This window comes from Ureibacillus endophyticus, from assembly GCF_024159215.1.
In the GTDB taxonomy this organism is placed as follows: Bacteria; Bacillota; Bacilli; order Bacillales_A; family Planococcaceae; genus Ureibacillus; species Ureibacillus endophyticus.
On the sequence record NZ_JAMYWW010000001.1, the window covers coordinates 762,152 to 783,937 of the forward strand.

A 21,786-nucleotide genomic window follows, 5' to 3' on the forward strand; every position below is an offset into this window, starting at 1 on the left:
GTTTCATTGCATCAATTATTATTCTGTGATAAATTAAATACGTGAAATAAATCACATAACAAACATACACCCCTTTGTTTGAACGTGAACATTTCTCCCATCCCCTTTGTGAAAAGAGGCGTCAATTCTTGAAAAAGAATGTGGCGTCTCTTTTATTTCTTTATATAATGTCCAGATTGGAATGGAGTGTAGCAGACAGTATTCCCTTTTTCTTCGGCTCTAATATATTCCTTATCGAAATTGTCCACAAGGAATGAAAACAACTTTCTACACATAAAAAAAGAGGTTCTTAGTCAAATGTTGGGGTGATGTGTTCTTGCACGTCACCCTTGTTAACCTAAATGAACCCCGATTTCTTTATATAAATCATTTAATAAAATCTTTGCTTTAAAATGCTTAAAACTTCTAAAACCATAAGCATTTCGTTTCATTACCTTCGATTTATTATTAATGCCTTCTAGAAATCCATTTGAATACCTAAAACTAAAGCTATTCAAGATCTCTACTTGCCAATTCTTAAAAGTTTGAATCGCTTTTATGAATGCTGGAATCTTTGCTTCTTCTACCTTACGGTAAAAAGCTTCTAATCTCTTTTTAACTTCTGTTATATCATCAGTTGTTTTTGCCCAATCAAACCATTTACAATAGGCTTCCTTAAGTTCATAGGCTTTTCTCAATTCACTAGACATCCCTGTATAGCGTCTTAAATACCAGCGATTCTTCTCTGTTAACTTATCAAACCGTTTATATAAGACATGGCGCATTTTCTTACACTTTTTACGATCATAAGGATGCCATTCTTTCTGCACTTTACGACGTACTTCATCTAGTGCCCAATAAATATAACGAGAAAAATGGAATCGATCTGCTACGATAATGGGGCGATTTAATGCTTTTCTAACAGCTGCCTTAAAACTTGGATTCATATCCATTACCACTACTTCTACAGCTGCTCCATATTTCATTAAATAATCCTTAATCGTTTCTTTGCGTCGATTTGGTAAAATATCAATCGGTTCGTGTGTTTCAGCGTTCGCAATAATTAGTTGATAGGTCCCTGCATCGGTATCTCCCTTATATTCATCGATTGCAATACATTTCGGTAAATGTACTCCCTCTTTTAACTGTTCTTTTACAACATTTTTAAAGCGACGAATTACAGTTGAACTAGATGTTCCAAGGACTTCTGCAGTTTCCTTAAATGTCTTTGCTTTTACTGAACGAATTCCAACAACTTGGTTCCATTCTTTTGAGTAACGTTGATATTTATCCACGAAAGGGGATTTTTCTGAGAAGCGTTTTCCACATTCGCATACATAACGACGGCGTTTATAAAAAAGGATAGTTAATCTTTCAAACCATTTTAAATGCTTAATTTTTTGAACTCGATAATCATGAATTTTAGAGGTCATTCTCTTACAAACTGGACATTGATGTTCTTTCTTCGGAAGCGACACGTATAAAGCCACACGGTCTCCAATCTCCTCCATCTTATGAATTGTTACATCTTTTAATCCTGGTATATTCATGTTAAAATTCATATTGCACGTATCACCTTTCATAACTTGTTTCTCGTCAATTCAAGTATATCGAAATCGGTGGTTACGTGCTTTTTTATTGTCAAAAATTGTAGTAAAACCCCAACAAATATTATAGAACCAAAAAAGACAATTTCATTAAGAAATTGTCTACTAAATTATAAGTTTTATATACATAATAAAAATAAGTGCTAACGATTATTTTTTTCTCCAGAGGGTAATGTCCTCATTTGTTAAACGGTCTAGTTTTTGTTGTAACATACGTTTTTTTAGTTCACGTTCTGCTTCTTGCTCAGTGATAGAATATATTTCAGCAACATCAGCTGTTGTTAGTGAATGGAATCGATTAAATAACTCTTCAATTGTCGGTAGATTTTGGCAAGTCAGTGTATCATCTAGCATTTCTTGTAATATATGAACATACACATCATATGCATACATACCACTAACTTTTAGCCCTTCATCCTCTATACACTCATTAAAGAATACGATACTCGGTATTTCGTCTACTTCCATTTCGCGGGTAATGTGTAAATCACATTGAAAAGCGCGGGCTGCCTCTTTTGAACCGAAATCATTAATAAATTCATCAATGTCTAGATTTGTTTCCCTAGCTATATCAATTAAAACAGAGTAGGACGTTACATCCTTTGTATTTAATAAAGCATGTTCTTGTAATTTAAGTAAATAACGACTTGCAGCACGTTTTCCTTGTAATTCAGCTGCTTTAATCGCAATTGATGGGAGTGCAGGATGCGTAATATCCAGTTCGGCACCGGTCAAACAACCTTTAGTACGTCTTAAGCCATTTAACGAAACTAATTTTGTACTTAGCACATAGCGCCAAGTAAAATAATGATCGTACTGTAGCTGTAACTTTCTTAGCATAGTTTGCATCTTTAAAGCTTTTTTGCAAAGTGGATCTATAAAAATATATAATTCTATAGGCTTTGTAATGCTAGAAGGTGCGACGGGTTTCGATAATAATTGGACATTATTCACTCTAAATCCTCCTCATCTTCATTTGGCGAATTAATCATATGATGAGCAGTCATAACAAGTCGCTGATAGTATACTTCTCGAAATTTCCCTTCAAGACCAACCTCATCCATTGCTTCGCTCATACATTCAAGCCAAGCTTGTGCACGATCAGGTGTTATTTTAAAAGGCATATGACGAGCTTTCATCATCGGATGTCCGTGTTCCTCTGTATAAAGATTAGGTCCACCTAAATATTGAGTTTGGAATTGTATTTGTTTGCGTAATGTTTCTGTTAAATCTTCTGGAAAAATCGGAATTAACAATGGATGCTTCGCAACACGTTTATAAAAAGCGCGAAGGAGCTCAGAAAGTTTTTCAGCACCAATTTCCTCGTAAGGAATCGTATATTTTCGATTCATAGCTGCAACTCCTTTACTTCTTTTTTGAATACGTAATGAAATATCCGAATATTGCATACCATATTGTCGTTTTACTTTAACACAAAAGTACGATGTATTTATTCTATCAACGTATTGCCTTTTTCTCAAACAAATCGCATATTGGGTATTAAAACTTAAGCATTATAGTATTTTAGTACTTTATCTACATAGTTAACTGTTTCTTTAAATGGAGGAATCCCACCGTATTTCGAAACATTTCCAGGCCCTGCATTATAAGCAGCTAGAGCTAGTTCAATATTATTATTAAATTTATTTAGCATTTGGCTTAAATATTTCGTTCCACCCATTATATTTTGTTCTGCATCATGGGAATCTTGCACACCTAAAAATTTTGCGGTTCCAGGCATCAGTTGCATTAAGCCTGTTGCACCAGCAGAACTAACTGCATTTGGATTAAAATTCGACTCTTGTTTAATCACGGCTGCAATTAACTTTTCAGGTACACTATATTTTGCAGAAGCTTTAGAAATGAATTCTGAATATTTACTTGCTCCTGCAAGAACATCTCCATATCCAGATGTATTTAAATAATCTTTATTAATGTAATTATTAAAAACGTTATTACTGTTCGAACCAATTAATGCATCATAATATGAATCAGGTATGTAATTTGAAGTAGAATTTAAGTACATTGAAGATAGAGCGTTCTCGGTTGTATTTGCTTGTGTATAGTTTTCCAGAAGGTTTGAAGCGTTATTCGTTAAGGAAGATGTTGAAGACAACATCTCTTCCAGTAATTCTGTAAAAATAGAGTTGTTGTCTGTTAACGATTGAACGCTTGTTTGTGTATTGCCTATGGATTGGAGTGCTTGAATTTCAAGTAACATTTTCATTGATGAAATATCCAACTACGATCAACCTTTCAGTGCTTTCATAAAGCGTGCAATTTTTTTATCTGCAACTTGTCTTGTTATGCTGTGTTGTTGTAAAAATTCTAGGAAAATTACTTTTCCTTTGTTTTCGTTACTTGTTTCATATTCTACCTCATAATCGTCACACTGCAAATAGAAAGAATGGTCAAATACAAGGATTCCACCTTTGTATGCAATTTCCACTCTATCTGTTGTTAAAGTGCCAAATACTCTTAATTTCTCAATTGGGATATTTAATTCTAACAACTTCTCCTTTACTCGAGGGGCTAAAAATGCTTCACCTGCTAACATTAAATCCGCTTGTTCTCTCGTTAATTCATCCGTTGTTTCTAAATGAATATTTGTAGATTTTTTCTCTTTTAATGTACAAACTATTTTATTGCTTGTCTCTCGAATTCGAAGGCCACTAGATAATTCTTTAAGAGAAAAATTAGGTGTATCAAAATAATGATTTGTTTGTCGAATTATTTTTTCATTTGGTATTTGAAATGATATTAATAAATTTTCATACTGTTCTTTTGTTAATGTATTTTTAAACTCAATTTCTAATTCTTGACTCATATATATTTTCCTTTCTAATAAGAAGAATGTGTATTTTCCTTCATTCTTTTTCTCGAAATTGTACAGTGCTATGTTAAAATATGAAGGAATAGTGTTGAAGGGATGTAAGTTTAATGCGCAACATTTATAAAATCGACAATTATCAATATTTACATAATAACCATCACTTTAGTTTAAACGAAAATGATAAAGACATACAAATTGTTCCTGCTGGACATATGTTAGCAGACTCTGACAACCTTGCATTCATATATGTTGTCGAAGAAGGTGGAGAGTTTAGTTATTTACATTTTTCGAATGAACTATGGTCACATCTAGTAGATATTTTGAAATCTAATCAAAATCCATATGTAACGATAAATGGTGAAGCAATAGAATTAATCAATTTTACAGAAGAACTGGAAATGCTCATTTTCAATATCGAAGGAAACGACAACTATGGAAAAGAATTTGTCGATTCAGTCGAAGAAGCATTTAAGGAAATATTCCAAAATGACACGTTGTAATCTGTAAAACTTACGTGCTTATTAAATGATAAAGTTGCATGGTTCGATTCGCGATACGAAGATGCAACTACGATTTGTTCTTAAATGACAAATCGTGTTTTCTAAGGAGGAATTTTCTATGGGACAATGGGACATATTTTTAAGCCCATATAAACAGGCTGTGGATGAACTAAAAGTAAAATTAAAAGGAATGCGTTCGCAATTTGGAATTACTGGAACAACTTCTCCAATCGAGTTTGTTACAGGAAGAGTTAAACCGTTAGCAAGTATTTATGATAAAACCTTAGAAAAGGGAATACCCTTTGAACCTTCATATCAATTAACAAAAGAACTTCAAGATATTGCAGGTCTCCGCATCATGTGCCAATTTGTTGATGATATTTCAACAGTTGTAAACTTAATTCGTCAAAGAGATGATTTGAAAGTAATCGAGGAAAAGGATTATATTACACATAGTAAACCTAGTGGCTATCGTTCTTATCATATGATTGTGGAATACCCTGTTGAAACAATTAACGGGAAAATAGAAGTATTAGCAGAAATCCAAATTAGGACGCTTGCGATGAATTTTTGGGCTTCCATCGAACACTCCTTAAATTATAAATATAAAGGCTTGTTCCCTGAAGAAATAAAAAATCGACTCCAAAATGCTGCAGAAGCTGCGTTTAAATTAGATGAAGAAATGTCTTCAATTCGAAGTGAAATCCAGGAAGCACAAGTTTACTTTAGTGAAAATAAAGAAGCATCAACCCCAACGATTCGATCGACAAATGAGGAAAAGGAGCGTGAGTAATTTGAAATTTTCGATTCAGTCACGCAGAGATGCACAATCCAATGAATTAATGGGACTTGCCAAAACGTATTTACAGGATTTTGGCTTAATATTTGATGAAGAAGAACCAGAGATTGTTATATCGATTGGTGGAGATGGGACGCTTTTACATGCATTCCATCGCCATATTCATCGACTACACCAAGTAGCTTTTGTCGGAATTCATACTGGTCATTTAGGTTTCTATGCAGATTGGAAGCCATCAGAACTTGAAAAGCTCGTTTTATCGATTGCGAAAAAAGAATATAACGTGGTTGAGTACCCATTATTGGAAGTGCATGTTCAAACACACAACAATGAATCTAAAACATATTTAGCATTAAATGAGGCAACGATAAAATCTCCTGATGTTACATTAGTAATGGATGTAGAGTTAAATGGCAATCATTTTGAAAGATTCCGTGGTGATGGCCTATGTATTTCCACACCATCAGGTAGTACGGCTTATAATAAGGCACTAGGTGGCGCGATTATTCATCCGACATTACAAGCTTTTCAAATAACTGAAATGGCATCCATTAATAATCGAGTATTTAGAACGGTTGGCTCATCCTTAGTATTACCTGCACATCATAATTGTGCATTAATACCAGTGAGTAATCAGCAATTTACAATGACGATTGATCATAACCAATTTGTGCATAACGATTTGAAATCTGTAACGTTTAATGTTGCCAACGAAAGAGTACGCTTTGCTCGTTTCAGACCTTTTCCATTCTGGGAACGAGTACATGATTCCTTTGTTTCAAATGAATAGAGGCCACCATGGATACAAGATATAATCTACAGTTTAAGGCTACTCAAAATGGTCAATTATTACGGAATGCCATTAGTAATCAAGGAATTTCAAAGAAAGCTTTAACTTCAATTAAATTTAATGGTGGTACGATATTGGTGAATGGTATTGAAAAAAATGTACGCCATGTTTTAAATGAAGGGGACGAAATCACCATTATATTCCCACCTGAGGAAATAAGTGATGGTTTGATTGTTGAACAAGGGGATTTAAATATAATATTTGAAGACGAAGCTTTATTAATTATTGAAAAGCCTCCATTTATGAATACAATCCCATCTCGTGAACATCCTACTGGTAGTGTTGCAAACTTTGTTAGCGGGTATTTTCAACAGAAGGGGATTCATTCGACTGTTCATATAGTAACAAGGCTCGATCACAATACTTCAGGTCTTGTATGTATAGCAAAACATAGTCATATTCACCATTTAATGGGGCTACAACAAAAAAGAGGGCAAATTAATAAACAGTATGAAGCGATTGTTCATGGTCATGTTGATTTAGATGAACAACAAATTATTGCACCAATTGGCCGGAGTGAGACAAGCATTATTGAACGGGTTGTAAGAAGTGATGGTCAATATTCTCATACCGATGTAAAGGTATTAAAAAGAGGATACTCCAATAATGGAGAACCATTAACTCATGTCCGATTAAAACTTCATACCGGAAGAACTCACCAAATCCGAGTTCATATGGCTTATATTGGACATCCGCTTGTGGGTGATGATCTATATGGAGGAAGTAAAAGTTTATTAAATAGACAAGCTCTTCACTGTGTTTTACTAGAAATGGTGCATCCAATAACAATGGAAAAGTTATCTTTTTCAAGTGATTTACTTGAATCGTTGAAGAAACTTATGAATAATTAAAAGAGAGGTGTTCGAAAATGAATCGAACATCTTTTTATTTTCAAATCGCTCATTTGAAAATCTATGTTATATTAGAAAAATGATAATCTATCTAATTAATGGCTAGAACTTTTAAGAAAAAGAATCATATTTGTAAAAGTATTGTGAACTTAAAAAAAGGTATTTACCTGTATTGTATTTGCACATATGATGAAGTTTGAGAGGAGGGGACAAGTATGGTAGAACAACGTAAAAATAATCAAGAAACTCAATATGACGAAGAATTTTTACGACAATTATTACTAGATGAAGATATTGATTCGTTTCGTGAAAACTATTTAGCACTTCATCCGTACGATCAGGCACAATTTTATGAGAAGGTTGGACCTGACATACGTATCACCATCTATCAATTCTTGTCTCCTCGAGAAATGGCATTAATCTTTGAATCAATTGAATTAGAAGATGAAGAATATGAGCAATTCTTAAACGAGATGGACACATCTTACGCAGCAGAAATGCTTTCTTATATGTATACAGACGATGCCGTTGACGTGTTACATGAGCTTGATGAGGAACAACGGGAAAGTTTTCTTGAAATGATGGATAGTGAAACGGTTGAAGAAATAAACGAATTACTAGCCTACAAAGAGTATACTGCTGGGGCTATTATGACGACCGAGTATGTCTCGATTTTGGAAAATTCAACAGTCCGATCAGCAATGACTGTTCTTCGCAATGAAGCTCCAAATGCCGAAACGATTTATTATGTTTTCGTAGTGGATGACCAACACCACTTAACGGGAGTTATTTCATTACGTGATTTAATTATTTCAGAGGAAGATACGTTAATCCGCGACATTATGAATGAGCGAGTTGTATATGTTAAAGTATCCGATGATCAAGAAGAAGTTGCACAAATTATGAAAGATTATAACTTCTTAGCAATTCCAGTTGTCAATGAACAACATGAAATGCAAGGGATTATTACGGTCGATGATATTATTGACGTAATTGACGAAGAGGCTTCAGATGACTATTCCAAACTAGCAGGGGTATCGGATATTGATGATATTGATGGCGGTCCATTAAAAGCGGCAACGAAACGTTTACCTTGGCTTATTATATTACTATTTTTAGGGATGATTACGGCGACAATTATGGCACAATTTGAAGCCACATTAGATAAAGTCGCCTTACTCGCACTATTTATTCCATTAATTTCAGGAACTTCAGGGAATAGTGGGACACAAGCTTTAGCCGTTGCTGTTCGCGGTATAGCTACGGGTGAAATTCAAGAGAAAAGCAAATTTAAAATGTTGATGCGTGAAATTATGACAGGACTAATTACAGGTTTAATATGTGGTCTTGTTGTAATTGGTATTATTTTCTTCTGGAAGCATTCCCTTATTATAGGTTTATTAGTAGGAGCAGCAATTTGTTGTTCCATCCTTGTTGCAACGATCGCAGGTTCCTTTATTCCTTTGTTAATTCATAAGCTAGGAGTTGACCCAGCCGTAGCTTCCGGCCCATTTATTACAACTTTAAATGACGTAACGAGTATTTTAATTTATTTAGGATTAGCAACAACTTTTTTAGGACAAATAGGTTAAGTTAGGCAATATTCACGTATTTTAAGATTTTGCATATTTTATGAAAAAAAGGATGTGCAAAATGGAAGAACCGTTATTATTTATTCCAACTCCACCATTTTATTATATTGAGGTAGAAGAGGCAGAACCCCAGGATGTACTGGATGTGTCTATGGAGGAAAGTACTTCCGTTTATGAAATTGCTAGATCAGGTCGTGTAGTAAATCCTGTTATTGCTAGACAACTCAATTTCTTTTCCCAACCAATAAATAGCAATCGGATTTTACGATTTTATTTAAGTAATGGGGAATCAATCACTGGAAAGATTCAAGAAATAAATGGGAATATAGTGAAAATAAATAATAATGAAGACATTATCGAAATTGATGGAAATCAAATTGAGGTAATTACTACTTCAAGATAAAATATGAAACTGACAAAACCGCATTAGCGGTTTGTCAGTTTTTATTTTTGTTTATTTATGAGGAGTTAGATAATATCTCCATTTGCTCAAAGAATCTTTGTATTTCATTTGGAGCTAAATTTGCACGAATCTTTATGAAAAATTAACAAAGAAAAGAAGGACTAATCGCAATGATTAGTCCCTCCATTTTGTAAATTATCTTCTGCAGATATCTAAGTCAACGTCTGCGATACATTGGATAGCAACGAATGCTGCTAAATCTACAGTTAAGCAGCTGTCTGTTTTTTCGAAGTCTACAACATCTTCTAACTCATCTAAGTCTAGATTTCCATCATTGTTATTACCATGATTGTGACCGCCTTTGCCATCACCATTACCATTAAACACATCAACAACTTCACCATCTTCGTCAACTGGTGCTAAAACGCGTAATGTTGCACAGCAATCACCAAATACATCTTCTACACGGAAGAATGGTGAAAAATGGAACATTTCTTTATCCTTTTTGCCATCTTTTCCATCCTTACCATCTTTACCGTCTCTACCTCTACCATTTTTATTATTATTATCTTTTTCTTTGAAAAAAGCTTTGAATGGAGTACCGTCTTTATTTAATAGCATGAACACACGAGTATCTGCATTGTTACGAGAATGGTTTCTTAAACCTCCTAGTGGCTCTAAGAAGCAACTTGTTCCACACTCATCACATTCATGTCTTACTACATGGTTTTGTAGTTTTAAGATTGTTTTTACTACTTCACATACACAACCCTCATGATGTGAAGTGCCTTCAACATTATTTCTACCACAACCCATTATCTTTCACCTCACTTATTTTGACTTCAATCTACAATATGTCAAATTGAATTTAAAAAACGGGCGAATGTCCTTAGGCCGCATAATTAGGACAGTTTTTTTGTTGAAAAGTTTTGATATAGTTAGTTGTTCTAAAATTTGTGGTAGTTCAGCACAATTTTACTAAATTGATGAAGGTCTTCTTAATTGTTCTTTGATTTTTTTCATTAGTCTACATTCTTTTTGAAAAATCGGGAAAAAATAAAAATGGCTTAAAATAGTGCATTTGGTCGTTCTGAATAATTTTAAATAGACATGCTCATAATGGATAAAAAAAGGGGGTTTCATTTTGAAAAAAATAGCATGGACATTATTTTGCATTCCATTTTTTCTATTTGGATGCTCTGGTGAACAAACAGTTGAAGTTAACAATACTGTTAATAATGAAACCGATGTAGGCGTCAGGGAAGTGATTAATAACTCTAATGAAGTATACGCTGGTAATGCAATTTTTGTAGATAATCAACTATTAGTAGCAGTACAGGCGAAACCTTGGCTAGATTATAAAAAGAAAAAAATTGAAAAAAACTTAAAAAAACAAATTGAAGAGAAATTTCCTGATTTAGAAGTGTTTGTTTCAGCTGATTATAAATTATTTTGGGAAACACAAAAACTTCTTGAAGAAGAGGATGAAAAAAAGATTAGCGATGAAGTTGAAAAGCTAAAAGATCTTGCTAAGGAGGAAACATAGTGGACCAGCAACAATATCAACAAATAGAAGATAAAATTACACCACCTACCCCCTATTTAAAGAACATAATAAAAGCCTTCTTAATTGGTGGATTAATTTGTACGATAGGACATGCAATTACGTACTTTTATATTATCTTTTTTGATTTTACAGAAACTACAGTTGGTAATCCAACTGCCGCTACTATGGTTTTTCTTGCCATGCTTTTAACTGGGTTCGGGCTCTATCGTAAATTAGGACAAGTTGCTGGAGCAGGAAGTGCAGTACCTGTAACAGGTTTTGGTAACGCTGTCGTTTCAGCTGCAATCGAACATAAAACAGAAGGTCTTGTATTAGGTGTTGGTGGAAATATATTTAAACTTGCAGGATCTGTAATCGTGTTTGGTGTAGCTTCCGCATTTTTCGTAGCGTTAATTAAACTAATCTTAGTATCAATGGGCGTGGTAGAATGGTAATTTTATTTAATACAAAACCATCAATTATTGCATGTGGGTCAGTTGCGGGGCCATTAGAGAAAAAAAGTGTTTTTTATTCGTATTTTGATTCGGTAGTAGAAGATGAACGTTGGAATCAACAAACGAATGAACAAGGCCATGCAATGATGATTCAAGAAGCTTGCAACATTATTATGAAGAAAGCAAATATAACAAATAATTTAGATATCGATTATTTCCTTAGTGGTGATTTAGTTAATCAGATGACACCAACAAATTTCGCAGCGAGGGAACTAGCTATTTCATTTATCGGTATGTTTTCTGCCTGTGCAACCTCTGTATCATCATTGATTGTTGCTAGTCTGTTAACAGAACTAGGAGCATCAAAATATGCAATCGCTGGGTCATCCAGTCAGCATAATTCAATTGAACGCCAATTCCGTTATCCAATTGATTATGGTGGACAAAAGCCAGAAACTGCACAATGGACAGTTACTGCTGCAGGTTATGCATTAGTCGGAAAACATCAACCAAATTTTCCTTCCATTGTAGCTGGAACAATTGGGAAAGTAGTGGATTATGGTGAGGTGAATCCTTTCCATATGGGAGGAGCAATGGCACCTGCTGCATTTGATACGATTCAATCACATTTGAAAAAGCGTAATCAAAAGATTTCAGATTATGATGTCATTATGACCGGAGATTTAGGAAAAATTGGGTTGAAAATATTAAAAGCGATGTTTGCTCAAACTGGTGCAAAACAAGAAGAATTAGAAATATTCCGTGATGCGGGTGCTGAATTTTATGGAGAAGATAAAAGTTTCCAATCTGGGGCAAGTGGAGCAGGGTGCTCGGCAAGTGTTTATTATAGTTATATGGAACAGCAATTAAAAACTGGTCGGTATAAAAGGGTATTACTCTGTGCTACTGGTGCGCTCCTTTCTCCATTATCGTTTCAACAAGGGGAATCGATTCCTTGTACAGCACACGCAGTTGAAATTACGGTGGAATGAGGAGTATAGATGATTTTTATTGATTTTCTATTAGCTTTTGTAATAGGCGGGTTGATTTGCGTAATTGGCCAACTTTTAATGGATGTTGGAAAATTAACTCCCGCCCATACATTATCGACCTTAGTAGTTGCAGGATCCATTTTAGCAGGACTAGGTTGGTATGAGCCATTAATCGATTTAGCTGGAGCTGGTGCAACAATCCCAATTACATCATTCGGCAATGCATTAACATCTGGTGCAATTGCAGAGGCTGAAAAACATGGATGGGTTGGGGTATTAACAGGAATGTTTGAAGTTACGAGCTCAGGTATAAGTTCTGCAATTGTTTTTGGTTTTATTGCTGCATTAATTTTTAAACCTAAAGGAAAAGTGAACTAGGGCGTTTAACCCCTCCTTTCGACTGTATATGAGCATAATATACAGTCGAGAGGAGGGGATTTTTATGTGGGAACATAATGGTCAAGAAAGTCCTTTAATGTGTTACGGACACGATCAAGTTATGCCATATAATTACTGTGGTCACACTCAAGAAAGTCCAGCATATGATATGGGAAAGAACGTTTGTTGTGGAGGCAATAAATACAACGGATCGTTATTTGTATTAATTGTTGTGTTATTCATTTTATTGATAATCGTAGGAAGCTGCTTTAAGTAGGGAGGGAAAAAAATGCAGAACCCTTTTTTTAAACAAATAGAAAATAAAACTGGCGTAAACATGGAAGAAATTTTTGCTTTGGCAAATGCCATTCAATATGCTGATTTTAAAAATGAAAAGCAAGTTCGAAAAATCGTACAACGAGTAAGTAAATTAGCGAATAAGCCAATTTCTAAAGACTTAGAAAATCAAATCGTAAAGTCAATTATTCAAGAAGGTCAATCTTTAGATCTATCAAAAATTCAAAAAATGCTAGGATAAAAATATCGCCACTTTAGTACTCAGACCAATAAGAAGATTGGTTTCGACTAAAGTGGCGTCCTTTTTATATTATTTTTTCCATTGCTCGGTGAGGAATATTGGCATCTAAAAATTCAGGAGATGTTACTTTAAACCCTAGTTTTTCATAAAAAGGAACGGCATAACTTTGTGCATTTAACTTAAGTTTTTTCCAGCCCTGTTTAATAGCGTATTCCTCAACTTTTTGCATAATCAGAACACCTAGCTTTTTTCCTCGGTATTCTTTTAACACACAAACTCGTTCAACTTTGCCTACTTTACTGTCAATTTCACGTAATCTTGCAGCAGCGATTGTTTTGTCTTGATCAAGAACGATAAAATGAGTAGATATAGCATCATATTCATCTAATTCTAGATGTAAAGGAACCCCCTGCTCCATTACAAATACTTTTTTTCTTATTGCAAATGCTAGTTCTAAATCTTCCTTTGTTTTAACTACTTTAACTTCAAACACTTCATTACTCATCCCCAGTTAAGCGATATGTTTCATACGTTGTCCATGAACCATCTTCTAATTGGTATAGTAAATGGATTCGATCAATCGTTTCTTGTTCATTAATACCAATCATACGTAATTGACCAAATATATCGTCATGCTCTGTTTCAGTTAAATCTTGAGCAATCGTAATATGTGGAATAAATACATGTTTCGGTTTTCCGATATTTATTCGACTTTGAAGTTCTTGATGAAGGTTTTTCAACTGATCTGTCGGTTCAATTCTGAAAAAGATTACATTTGTCGTTGGGAAGAACGAACTGATACGAGATGCATGAATTTTTAACGGCGCAAAATTATCAGCAATTGATGCGATTTCTTTAGAGATCTTTTGAATTTCGATTTCATCAGCATCAAACGCTTCCTTTAATGTAATATGCGGCGTTATTTTTGTATAATGTGAGTCATATCGTTTTCGATAAGTGTTTGCCAAATCTTGTAATTTCTTAGATGGAAAAGCAACAATTCCATATTTCATCGTTCATTACCTCCCTAAATCTTCTTTTCGAATTTAATTATAGCAGATTAGAGAAAATTAGGCATTTTAACGAGCATTTTGTTAACTAAAGTTTTCGATTAATGCTCTTCTTAAATCTGGTTTCCAATATTTCCAAGTATGGTTACCGTTAAATTCTTCGTAAAAAGTATTATAGCCTTTTTCTAAAAGTAAATTATGAAGGTGTCTATTTGGTGTTAGAAAATCTTTAATTTTCTTATCAGTCGTTAATACTTTGTCTTCACCTGTGCCAATAACATGGTAAATCGATAAGGTATTGTTAACTGGAGTTTTTTCAACTAATTGTAGTACATGTTCATCAACATACGGTGATTGTAAAATGGCTTTTGAAAAAATGTTTGGATACTTTATTGCTGCAAGAAGTGATGCTGTTCCAGCCATAGAATCGCCAATTAAACCACGTGTCGAGCCAAGTTGGAATGTTGAAAACTCATTGTCTAAATATGGGATTAGTTCATGTGCTAAAAAGCGTAAATATGCTTCATGTTGCTCTCCAGTTGGAATATATTTTTTTCTTCTATCTTCAATATTTTTATAAGGTACACCGACGATTATTAGATTTTCGATTTCAAAGTCATCGATTAATTTATCTGCTAGGCGTGAGATTCCACCTAGTTGGAAATAATCTTTTCCATCTGATGCAATTAAGATGTTATATTTATTAAGAGGAGTATAATTTGCTGGTACATAAATCAGTAATTCCATTTCCTCTTGCAAAGAATTGCTAAAAAATGTAATATCTTTTACTTTTCCTTGATCCACGAGGGGACCTCCTATCATATCTTTGATGTATTAAAATTGTATCATATCCGTATTTCTACGTGTACTATGGTCGTAATAGTAGAAAAAACAGAAAGAATTTTATTTTGTCATTAAAAGAAATGGGGCTAAAAAATGGTAAAAAAACGAATTTCTTCAGAAGAAGTAGCAAAAGCCACGAAAGCAGCTTTAGAAAGACGTGGTGTCACAATTAATGATATTGCAGAGATCGTTTATGATATGCAAATACCATATAATGAGGGACTGACAATTGAGCATTGTATTAACTCAGTTGAAAGAGTCCTTCGTAAACGTGAAGTTCAGCATTCGGTTTTAGTTGGAATCGAATTAGATGAGTTAGCTGAGAAAAATTTATTATCGCAACCATTACAATCAATTATTGAATCTGATGAAGGATTATTTGGTGTAGATGAAACGCTTGCTCTTGGTTCGGTAATGACTTATGGAAGTATTGCTTTAACAACTTATGGGCATTTAGATAAGAATAAAGTTGGGATTATTAAAAAGTTAGATACGAAAGTTGGTAATGGGGTTCATACGTTTTTAGATGATTTGGTTGGAAGTATTGCTGCTTGTGCGGCTTCACGAATTGCACACCGTATGCGCGATCTTGAAGAAGAGGGCGAGACGTTTGCAGATATACCTCCACAAGATTTAGGGCCAAAGCCACCGAAAAATCAAGAAAGTGAATAATCCCGATGAAGAGCGCTATTTACGTTAGTGTAATAGTGCTCTTTTTATTTATTTTTATTATGGATACTAATAAAGTATTTTATTTTGTGAGCGGACGTTGCACGCAAGCCGCAAAGCCAACTTGTGTTGTCTTTACGACTTGTTTTTGGGGCCAACACGATGTTGGTCATGGTGACAATGCTACACGATGTAGCGTTTTTGTCACCTGCTTGTGTCATGTCCGCTCACTTGTTGTTTTACCTTCTAAACATTCTAGTATAAGTGCGCGGCTTACGGTGGTAGGCCGCGGCTACTTAAATAGAATGACCACTTTTTTGAATCAATGGGAATCGTTCTTTCGATTTCTCGTATCGGGATACTAAAAAGGATTTAACTTTTGTGAGCGGACGTTGCACACAAGCCGCAAAGCCAACTTGTGTTGTCTTTACGACTTGTTTTTGGGGCCAACACGATGTTGGTCATGGTGACAATGCCACACGATGTGGCGTTTTTGTCACCTGCTTGTGTAAGGTCCGCTCACTTTTTTGTTTTAGCCTCTAAACTTTCTAGTATAAGTGCGCGGCTTATGTGGTAGGCCAGATTCCTTAAAGAGAAAGGCCATTGAATTTAGCTAATAATGTGGTACCCAAGTCAAGGACAAACTAAAAAAAGAGTTTAAGCTATTAAGAGATGGTTTCTGTATTGTACAGGAGCCATCTTTTTTAGATTCCATTGATAACGATAATTGTTGTAGTAAACCATGTAGTGATCGATTTTAGCGCGTAACTCATCCAGTGTTTTGACCATGCTGAAATCAACTTCGTCTTTTAAGTGTCCGAAAAAGGATTCCTGTGGTGCGTTATCCCAACAGTTGCCTCGACGTGACATCGATTGACCAAGTTTATAGTGCTTTAAAAGCTTTTGGAATTTTGGACTTGTATAATGAACACCTTGATCTGAATGGATGAAGGCTTCTGGATGGAGCTTTACACGTTTATTGCGGAATAGTTTCTCAACAGTTTTTGTTGCGAGGTCCAGCGTAATACGATCTGATACATGATAAGCTAAAATTTCATTGGTAGACCCGTCTTTAATGGTCGACAAATAAGCCATTGTTCCGTTATAGGGAATATAGCTAATGTCTGTTAATAGGACTTTGCCTGGTACACCTTGCTTAAATTGGCGCTCTAGCTTATTTGGCACAACACGATGTTCTTTTGTTGCTTTCGCTATTTGTTTATACGGATTGGCTTTGCGGTGAGGGCAGACAATTCCATACTTTCGCATAATACGTTGGATTTTCTTGCGATTCATCACGATGCCAAAGTCGTGTTCAAGTGTCATTTTAATTGAACGTGACCCCTTCTTATAACCACGGCGATTGAAGGCTTTTAAGATCAAATCACGTGCTTCTCTATCCTTCAACTCTTTCGTTGCACGTGTCTCACTTGTCTTTAAATAGTTGTAATAACCAGAACGTGAGACGTTTAAAAGTGCGCAAAAATAAGTCACCATTCGTTTAAATGGAAACTGCTCTAGTGTATCGGAAATCAGTTGGAATACCTTATTTGTGCTTAATTTTTGACTGGTGTTTAGCAGCCTCCTTTCTGTCACTTCGAGCTTTTTTAGCATCTCTACTTGCCCTTCTAGTAGTTCAATACGTGCTGCTTGTCTTCCGAGAACTTCTGCCATCGTTAATTCACGCTTTATAGGTCTTCCGGAACTCGTTTTACGTGTATCGGTTAGCCCAATTAAACCATTTTTCTCATACGCTTTTCTCCAACGAGAGGAGGCTTGTTCAACACGTTTCATGCCTATTACTTCAATATCAAAACCGTATTCCTCAAAAATTCGCCGAGGTGTTTTGCCTGCTAAATATTCATCTATAAATTTACTTTTAAATGCATCTGCGTAAGTAATGGTACGTTCGCTTACCTTTAATACATGTGGATTCTTTTGTAGTTGTTCAATCTGTTCTGGTGAAAATAATTGTTTACTCATCGCTGTCTTCTGTCCGTCCTTATTCCTCTTGAAAGTCTAGTATATAAAAAATACCTGTGAATAGCACACTCTTTTTCAAGTGTCCTATCCACAGGTACCATATTATAATAATTATTTTTCGTTTATTTCTTCATAATGAAATACTAAAAGGACTTATTTTTGTGAGCGGAACTACACACTGCAGAGTTAGCAAATCTCCTCCGTTTAGTTAAATTTTGTTTTTTGACATGTAATTGTATGGTACTATTACTAAGGAAAAATGAAAGAATGAGGTAGTAAGATGAAAGCTTCTGATATAAAAACGATTATTACTAGTGGGACAGTTATTCTCGCAGTTGTGCTTTATTTATTGTTTAATAATTCGTCGAAAGAATCTGAGCAAATTAGTGATGAGTATAAAATCACGCCAGAACTTGCTGTGGAGGCTACTGGTAATGAGTTGATTGAAGCGCAGTATATTTCCATTAATGATGGCGATACATTTCGTGTAAAAGTGAATGGACAAGAAGAGCGAATTCGATTACTCATGATCGATACTCCGGAAATGAATTATGATAAAAAGGATCCTATGCCTTATGCAGAAGAAGCGAAAAGTTATACATTAAACTTATTAGAAAATGCGTCTAAAATTGAATTGCTTTATGATGTGGGACCTGAAACAGATAACTATGGTAGATTATTGACTTATGTTTTTGTAGATGATGTTCTTCTACAAGAGCTTCTACTAAAAGAAGGATATGCTGCTGTTCGATATATAAATGAGCCAAATAACACACTGGAAAAAGAATTTCGTGAAATTGAAGAAACTGCTAAAGCTAATAAATTAAATATTTGGGAACATGAAAATTACCTACAAAAAGATGGGTTCCATCCAGAGGTAATTCAAAACTAAAAAATAGAAGGACTGTCTTTCAAAATAGAAAAACAGTCCTTTTTCTTTACTTATACAATTTTTCTCATCCAGAATTCTTATTCGCTTTGATATTCATTGTCTTGTGGCAATTGTTCTTCTTCACTTAGGAATAAAAAGGATTCGTCCTCTAATTGATGTACTTTTTCTTCATTTAAACCAATTGACAAAGGTCCTGAAAAAATTTTTTCCCACCAAGTATCAGTCGAAATCATAAATAAATTGCCCCCTTATAACGTCTTTCGAATCTAATTTACAATCAATATTGACTTCAATAGCGTTGTAAAAAGGATTTTGAAAGACATTTAGTAGTAAATTGTACATAATTATTATGAACCGAAAAAAAAATATTATGTATAGATTGGGGGAAGAGAAATGATGAAATTTACTCAAGAAGAAGTAGAATTAAGGATAGAAGAACAAAGGAACTTCTTTTTTACAGGGTGTACAAAAAGTATTGATTTCAGAAAAAAACAACTAGAAAAATTAAAAGATAAAATAAAAAAGTATGAGAAAGACATTTTACATGCGTTGAATTTAGATTTGGGAAAAAGTGAATTTGAAGCTTATACAAATGAGGTTGGATTAGTTCTTAGTAGTATTGAATTGATGATTAAAAATATTGATGAATGGTCAACACCCGTTCAAGTGAAAACACCAATTCATTTTCAACCTGCAAAAAGCTTTATTGTAAGAGAACCGTATGGAGTAGTATTAATCATTGCCCCTTTCAATTATCCATTTCAACTGGTTATGGAGCCATTAATTGGTGCTTTAATTAGCGGTAATACAGCAATCGTAAAGCCTTCAGAAACAACGATTCACACGACTAACATTATTAAAAAAATAATCGGAGAAACTTTTGATACATGTTACGTTCGTGTGGTTGAGGGAGAGAAAGAAGAAGTTACTGCACTCATTCATTCTTCCTTTGATTATATTTTCTTTACAGGTAGTGTGTCTGTAGGAAAAGTTATTATGCGAGCTGCAGCTGAAAGATTAACGCCTATTACATTGGAACTTGGCGGTAAAAGTCCAACAATTGTTGATCAGACGGCTAATCTTGAAGTGGCAGCAAAAAGAATTGTTTGGGGGAAATTTACTAACACTGGTCAAACTTGTGTTGCTCCAGACTATTTATTAGTACATTCTTCAGTTTACGACAAGTTTGTTACTCTACTTAAAAATACTATTACACAGTTTTATGGTCGTAATATTCAACAAAGTAAGGATTATGGTCGAATTGTTAATAGACGACATTTCGATCGTTTACACAAGTTAATTGAGATAGAGCAAAAGAACATTACATTTGGTGGGAAAACAGACAGCAAAGATTTATTTATTGAACCAACAATTTTGGAAAATATCACATGGAATAATCCTATTATGGAGGACGAAATTTTTGGTCCAATTTTACCGATTATGGTTTATGATGATTTAAAGTTAGCGATTCATCAGATTCGGCAACTTCCCAAACCATTAGCTGGCTATTTCTTTTCTGAACATGAAAAGGCAATAGAGTACTTCCTACAAGAGTTGCCTTTTGGGGGAGGATGTATTAATGATACTGTTTCACATGTCGGAAACCCATTTTTACCTTTTGGTGGCGTAGGTCCTTCAGGTGTGAATGCTTATCATGGTAGAGCGAGTTTTGAAAACTTTACTCATGCAAAATCAGTTATGAAACGTTCTTCAAAATTAGCAACAAATATCGCATTTCCACCTTATAAACAAAAAATAAAATTAGTTCGTTCTATTTTAAAATAGTATCGACCGAGAAGTTTGTTTTCAAATTTCTCGGTCTTTCGAATTACATACATGTTCACTAGATTATGGTAAAAGAATAAAAATGATATATTTATTAAAAACTTATGGCTATTTTAGACATTTTTCTTTATTCAAGGGTGTCGATAATTGGCGAATTTTGATATGATTATTTTTATTCAGATTTCATTTATGAATGGATAAGTTGGGGGGCTTATTGATGAATGATGTATTTTATAAAGAAGATACCATAGATTTATTAGGCCGAATCGTAAACATTCCTAGTCCATCAGGATATACAAAGACAATCATAAAGTTTATTGGGGAGTATTTATCTGACCTAGGTATTGACTATAAAAAGACGAATAAAGGCGCTATTATTGCTACATTTATTGGAGAAGATAATGAATCCCATAGACTTTTAACTGCCCACGTGGATACATTAGGAGCTATGGTAAAAGAAGTAAAATCAAATGGTCGATTAAAGCTTGCAATGGTAGGTGGCTTTAATTGGAATGCGGTTGAAGGTGAATATTGTACAATCCATACTGCTTCTGGGAAAAAAAATCGCGGGACAATTTTAATGCATGAAACATCAGTTCATGTTTATGCGAAAGCAGGAGAAATCAAACGCGATGAGAAACATATTGAAGTACGGATTGACGAAAAAGTGAAAAACTCAGAAGATATAAGAAATATTGGAATTAATGTAGGGGATTTCGTATCTTTTGATCCACGTTTTGAAGTTACAGAATCTGGCTTTATTAAATCGCGACATTTAGATGATAAAGCAAGTACAACTCTATTATTGCAATTAATGAAATATATCAAAGTAAATAATATTAAGCTTCCTTATACAACACATTTCTATATTTCAAATAACGAAGAAATTGGCTATGGTGGAAATTCAAATATACCTGAGCAAGTTGTAGAATATATTGCGGTTGATATGGGTGCTATTGGTGATGGTCAAGCCACAGATGAATACACTGTGTCCATCTGTGCAAAGGATTCTAGTGGTCCATATCATTATGATTTAACAAGACATCTTGTAAATTTAGCCGAACAACATAAAATTGATTATAAATTAGATATTTATCCATATTACGGATCGGATGCATCTGCTGCAATTCGAGCTGGGTTTGATGTGAAGCACGCATTATTCGGTCCGGGCATTGAGTCGAGCCATGCATATGAACGAACACATATTGACTCACTTAAGGCAACTGCACAATTGTTATATGTCTATGTCACTTCAGCAATGGTTAAGGAGGATTAAGTGAG

General features: G+C 34.4%; 27 protein-coding genes. 16 read left to right on the forward strand and 11 right to left on the reverse strand.

Translation table 11 applies throughout. From position 1 onward, the window contains the following. Positions 1-332: 332 nt before the first annotated feature. The 5 genes from NKR20_RS03690 to NKR20_RS03710 all read right to left on the reverse strand — a co-directional run bounded on the left by NKR20_RS03690 (position 333) and on the right by NKR20_RS03710 (position 4,413). Positions 333-1,541, reverse strand: a complete 1,209-nt coding sequence (locus NKR20_RS03690; RefSeq protein ID WP_253422723.1) for an ISL3 family transposase — start codon at positions 1,539-1,541, stop codon at positions 333-335. 195 nt (positions 1,542-1,736) lie between these two features. After that, positions 1,737-2,540 (reverse strand): DsbA family protein, encoded by an 804-nt coding sequence (locus tag NKR20_RS03695; RefSeq protein ID WP_253423754.1) that lies wholly within the window; start codon positions 2,538-2,540, stop codon positions 1,737-1,739. Further along, entirely contained in the window at positions 2,537-2,938 is a 402-nt protein-coding gene (locus tag NKR20_RS03700; RefSeq protein ID WP_121213882.1) for a globin domain-containing protein, read from the reverse strand. The genes NKR20_RS03695 and NKR20_RS03700 overlap by 4 nt, the downstream gene beginning before the upstream one ends. A 155-nt stretch (positions 2,939-3,093) precedes the next feature. Beyond that, complete coding sequence (locus NKR20_RS19380) at positions 3,094-3,813, reverse strand: lytic transglycosylase domain-containing protein (RefSeq protein ID WP_170148396.1); 720 nt, start codon at positions 3,811-3,813, stop codon at positions 3,094-3,096. 21 nt (positions 3,814-3,834) lie between these two features. After that, the gene (locus NKR20_RS03710; protein ID WP_253423757.1) at positions 3,835-4,413 is read right to left on the reverse strand and encodes a CYTH domain-containing protein; all 579 of its coding nucleotides are present in this window, start codon (positions 4,411-4,413) and stop codon (positions 3,835-3,837) included. Positions 4,414-4,526: 113 nt separating this feature from the next. On the opposite strand from NKR20_RS03710, the gene NKR20_RS03715 reads away from it, so the two are divergent. The 6 genes from NKR20_RS03715 to NKR20_RS03740 all read left to right on the forward strand — a co-directional run bounded on the left by NKR20_RS03715 (position 4,527) and on the right by NKR20_RS03740 (position 9,414). After that, positions 4,527-4,919 (forward strand): UPF0738 family protein, encoded by a 393-nt coding sequence (locus NKR20_RS03715; RefSeq protein WP_253423759.1) that lies wholly within the window; start codon positions 4,527-4,529, stop codon positions 4,917-4,919. Between the two features lie 118 nt (positions 4,920-5,037). Continuing rightward, the gene (yjbM, locus tag NKR20_RS03720; RefSeq protein WP_121213878.1) at positions 5,038-5,712 is read left to right on the forward strand and encodes a GTP diphosphokinase; all 675 of its coding nucleotides are present in this window, start codon (positions 5,038-5,040) and stop codon (positions 5,710-5,712) included. Position 5,713: 1 nt separating this feature from the next. Next, the gene (locus NKR20_RS03725; protein ID WP_121213877.1) at positions 5,714-6,508 is read left to right on the forward strand and encodes an NAD kinase; all 795 of its coding nucleotides are present in this window, start codon (positions 5,714-5,716) and stop codon (positions 6,506-6,508) included. An 8-nt stretch (positions 6,509-6,516) separates the two neighbouring features. Continuing rightward, a complete protein-coding gene (locus NKR20_RS03730) occupies positions 6,517-7,419 on the forward strand; it encodes an RluA family pseudouridine synthase (RefSeq protein WP_253423763.1) in 903 nt (300 codons plus the stop codon). Between the two features lie 215 nt (positions 7,420-7,634). Further along, positions 7,635-9,011 carry a magnesium transporter gene (gene mgtE, locus NKR20_RS03735; protein WP_253423766.1) on the forward strand — a complete coding sequence of 459 codons (1,377 nt, stop codon included), beginning with the start codon at positions 7,635-7,637 and terminating at the stop codon, positions 9,009-9,011. 61 nt (positions 9,012-9,072) lie between these two features. Next, the gene (locus tag NKR20_RS03740; protein ID WP_121214082.1) at positions 9,073-9,414 is read left to right on the forward strand and encodes a hypothetical protein; all 342 of its coding nucleotides are present in this window, start codon (positions 9,073-9,075) and stop codon (positions 9,412-9,414) included. Between the two features lie 195 nt (positions 9,415-9,609). On the opposite strand, the gene NKR20_RS03745 is transcribed toward NKR20_RS03740, so the two are convergent. Further along, positions 9,610-10,230, reverse strand: a complete 621-nt coding sequence (locus NKR20_RS03745; RefSeq protein ID WP_121214083.1) for a CotY/CotZ family spore coat protein — start codon at positions 10,228-10,230, stop codon at positions 9,610-9,612. Between the two features lie 328 nt (positions 10,231-10,558). Here NKR20_RS03745 and NKR20_RS03750 point away from each other — a divergent pair, with 328 nt between their 5' ends. The 6 genes from NKR20_RS03750 to NKR20_RS03775 all read left to right on the forward strand — a co-directional run bounded on the left by NKR20_RS03750 (position 10,559) and on the right by NKR20_RS03775 (position 13,323). Further along, the gene (locus NKR20_RS03750; RefSeq protein ID WP_170148401.1) at positions 10,559-10,960 is read left to right on the forward strand and encodes a YhcN/YlaJ family sporulation lipoprotein; all 402 of its coding nucleotides are present in this window, start codon (positions 10,559-10,561) and stop codon (positions 10,958-10,960) included. Then, positions 10,960-11,415: a stage V sporulation protein AC gene (gene spoVAC / locus NKR20_RS03755; protein WP_121214085.1), complete on the forward strand. Its 456-nt coding sequence runs from the start codon at positions 10,960-10,962 to the stop codon at positions 11,413-11,415. Before NKR20_RS03750 ends, spoVAC begins: the two co-directional genes overlap by 1 nt. Beyond that, a complete protein-coding gene (locus NKR20_RS03760; RefSeq protein WP_253423769.1) occupies positions 11,409-12,407 on the forward strand; it encodes a stage V sporulation protein AD in 999 nt (332 codons plus the stop codon). The genes spoVAC and NKR20_RS03760 overlap by 7 nt, the downstream gene beginning before the upstream one ends. A 9-nt stretch (positions 12,408-12,416) precedes the next feature. Then, positions 12,417-12,785, forward strand: a complete 369-nt coding sequence (gene spoVAE, locus NKR20_RS03765) for a stage V sporulation protein AE (RefSeq protein ID WP_121214087.1) — start codon at positions 12,417-12,419, stop codon at positions 12,783-12,785. Positions 12,786-12,849: 64 nt separating this feature from the next. Then, on the forward strand, positions 12,850-13,062 hold the full coding sequence (locus NKR20_RS03770; RefSeq protein WP_414674153.1) for a YjcZ family sporulation protein: 213 nt from the start codon (positions 12,850-12,852) through the stop codon (positions 13,060-13,062). Between the two features lie 12 nt (positions 13,063-13,074). Continuing rightward, a complete protein-coding gene (locus NKR20_RS03775) occupies positions 13,075-13,323 on the forward strand; it encodes a stage VI sporulation protein F (protein ID WP_121214088.1) in 249 nt (82 codons plus the stop codon). 64 nt (positions 13,324-13,387) lie between these two features. Here NKR20_RS03775 and NKR20_RS03780 read toward each other — a convergent pair whose 3' ends face one another. From NKR20_RS03780 to NKR20_RS03790, 3 genes are all read right to left on the reverse strand, one after another. After that, positions 13,388-13,816, reverse strand: coding sequence for a GNAT family N-acetyltransferase (locus NKR20_RS03780; protein WP_253423772.1), 429 nt, complete (start codon positions 13,814-13,816; stop codon positions 13,388-13,390). A gap of 4 nt (positions 13,817-13,820) precedes the next feature. Then, on the reverse strand, positions 13,821-14,336 hold the full coding sequence (locus NKR20_RS03785; protein WP_253423775.1) for a YjcG family protein: 516 nt from the start codon (positions 14,334-14,336) through the stop codon (positions 13,821-13,823). Between the two features lie 81 nt (positions 14,337-14,417). Next, the gene (locus tag NKR20_RS03790) at positions 14,418-15,137 is read right to left on the reverse strand and encodes an alpha/beta hydrolase (RefSeq protein WP_121214091.1); all 720 of its coding nucleotides are present in this window, start codon (positions 15,135-15,137) and stop codon (positions 14,418-14,420) included. Positions 15,138-15,269: 132 nt separating this feature from the next. On the opposite strand from NKR20_RS03790, the gene NKR20_RS03795 reads away from it, so the two are divergent. Further along, positions 15,270-15,848 (forward strand): phosphatidylglycerophosphatase A family protein, encoded by a 579-nt coding sequence (locus NKR20_RS03795; protein ID WP_121214092.1) that lies wholly within the window; start codon positions 15,270-15,272, stop codon positions 15,846-15,848. A gap of 654 nt (positions 15,849-16,502) precedes the next feature. Here the strand turns inward: NKR20_RS03795 and NKR20_RS03800 are convergent. Beyond that, the gene (locus NKR20_RS03800) at positions 16,503-17,828 is read right to left on the reverse strand and encodes an IS3 family transposase (protein WP_253423370.1); all 1,326 of its coding nucleotides are present in this window, start codon (positions 17,826-17,828) and stop codon (positions 16,503-16,505) included. Positions 17,829-18,108: 280 nt separating this feature from the next. On the opposite strand from NKR20_RS03800, the gene NKR20_RS03805 reads away from it, so the two are divergent. After that, positions 18,109-18,720 (forward strand): thermonuclease family protein, encoded by a 612-nt coding sequence (locus tag NKR20_RS03805; RefSeq protein WP_121214093.1) that lies wholly within the window; start codon positions 18,109-18,111, stop codon positions 18,718-18,720. 77 nt (positions 18,721-18,797) lie between these two features. Here NKR20_RS03805 and NKR20_RS03810 read toward each other — a convergent pair whose 3' ends face one another. Then, positions 18,798-18,953 carry a hypothetical protein gene (locus tag NKR20_RS03810; RefSeq protein ID WP_170148402.1) on the reverse strand — a complete coding sequence of 52 codons (156 nt, stop codon included), beginning with the start codon at positions 18,951-18,953 and terminating at the stop codon, positions 18,798-18,800. A 163-nt stretch (positions 18,954-19,116) separates the two neighbouring features. Here NKR20_RS03810 and NKR20_RS03815 point away from each other — a divergent pair, with 163 nt between their 5' ends. Both NKR20_RS03815 and NKR20_RS03820 read left to right on the forward strand, forming a co-directional pair. After that, positions 19,117-20,505 carry an aldehyde dehydrogenase gene (locus NKR20_RS03815; protein ID WP_253428038.1) on the forward strand — a complete coding sequence of 463 codons (1,389 nt, stop codon included), beginning with the start codon at positions 19,117-19,119 and terminating at the stop codon, positions 20,503-20,505. A 217-nt stretch (positions 20,506-20,722) separates the two neighbouring features. Next, complete coding sequence (locus tag NKR20_RS03820) at positions 20,723-21,781, forward strand: M42 family metallopeptidase (RefSeq protein ID WP_121214094.1); 1,059 nt, start codon at positions 20,723-20,725, stop codon at positions 21,779-21,781. The last annotated feature ends 5 nt before the right edge of the window (positions 21,782-21,786 follow it).

Coding starts and splice junctions, on each gene's coding strand:
- NKR20_RS03690 (WP_253422723.1), bottom strand. CDS start 1,541: ATGAATTTTAACATGAATATACCAGGATTAAAAGATGTAACAATTCAT.
- NKR20_RS03700 (WP_121213882.1), bottom strand. CDS start 2,938: ATGAATCGAAAATATACGATTCCTTACGAGGAAATTGGTGCTGAAAAA.
- NKR20_RS19380 (WP_170148396.1), bottom strand. CDS start 3,813: ATGAAAATGTTACTTGAAATTCAAGCACTCCAATCCATAGGCAATACA.
- NKR20_RS03710 (WP_253423757.1), bottom strand. CDS start 4,413: ATGAGTCAAGAATTAGAAATTGAGTTTAAAAATACATTAACAAAAGAA.
- NKR20_RS03715 (WP_253423759.1), top strand. CDS start 4,527: ATGCGCAACATTTATAAAATCGACAATTATCAATATTTACATAATAAC.
- yjbM (WP_121213878.1), top strand. CDS start 5,038: ATGGGACAATGGGACATATTTTTAAGCCCATATAAACAGGCTGTGGAT.
- NKR20_RS03730 (WP_253423763.1), top strand. CDS start 6,517: ATGGATACAAGATATAATCTACAGTTTAAGGCTACTCAAAATGGTCAA.
- mgtE (WP_253423766.1), top strand. CDS start 7,635: ATGGTAGAACAACGTAAAAATAATCAAGAAACTCAATATGACGAAGAA.
- NKR20_RS03740 (WP_121214082.1), top strand. CDS start 9,073: ATGGAAGAACCGTTATTATTTATTCCAACTCCACCATTTTATTATATT.
- NKR20_RS03745 (WP_121214083.1), bottom strand. CDS start 10,230: ATGGGTTGTGGTAGAAATAATGTTGAAGGCACTTCACATCATGAGGGT.
- NKR20_RS03760 (WP_253423769.1), top strand. CDS start 11,409: ATGGTAATTTTATTTAATACAAAACCATCAATTATTGCATGTGGGTCA.
- spoVAE (WP_121214087.1), top strand. CDS start 12,417: ATGATTTTTATTGATTTTCTATTAGCTTTTGTAATAGGCGGGTTGATT.
- NKR20_RS03770 (WP_414674153.1), top strand. CDS start 12,850: ATGTGGGAACATAATGGTCAAGAAAGTCCTTTAATGTGTTACGGACAC.
- NKR20_RS03775 (WP_121214088.1), top strand. CDS start 13,075: ATGCAGAACCCTTTTTTTAAACAAATAGAAAATAAAACTGGCGTAAAC.
- NKR20_RS03785 (WP_253423775.1), bottom strand. CDS start 14,336: ATGAAATATGGAATTGTTGCTTTTCCATCTAAGAAATTACAAGATTTG.
- NKR20_RS03795 (WP_121214092.1), top strand. CDS start 15,270: ATGGTAAAAAAACGAATTTCTTCAGAAGAAGTAGCAAAAGCCACGAAA.
- NKR20_RS03800 (WP_253423370.1), bottom strand. CDS start 17,828: ATGAGTAAACAATTATTTTCACCAGAACAGATTGAACAACTACAAAAG.
- NKR20_RS03805 (WP_121214093.1), top strand. CDS start 18,109: ATGAAAGCTTCTGATATAAAAACGATTATTACTAGTGGGACAGTTATT.
- NKR20_RS03810 (WP_170148402.1), bottom strand. CDS start 18,953: ATGATTTCGACTGATACTTGGTGGGAAAAAATTTTTTCAGGACCTTTG.
- NKR20_RS03815 (WP_253428038.1), top strand. CDS start 19,117: ATGAAATTTACTCAAGAAGAAGTAGAATTAAGGATAGAAGAACAAAGG.
- NKR20_RS03820 (WP_121214094.1), top strand. CDS start 20,723: ATGAATGATGTATTTTATAAAGAAGATACCATAGATTTATTAGGCCGA.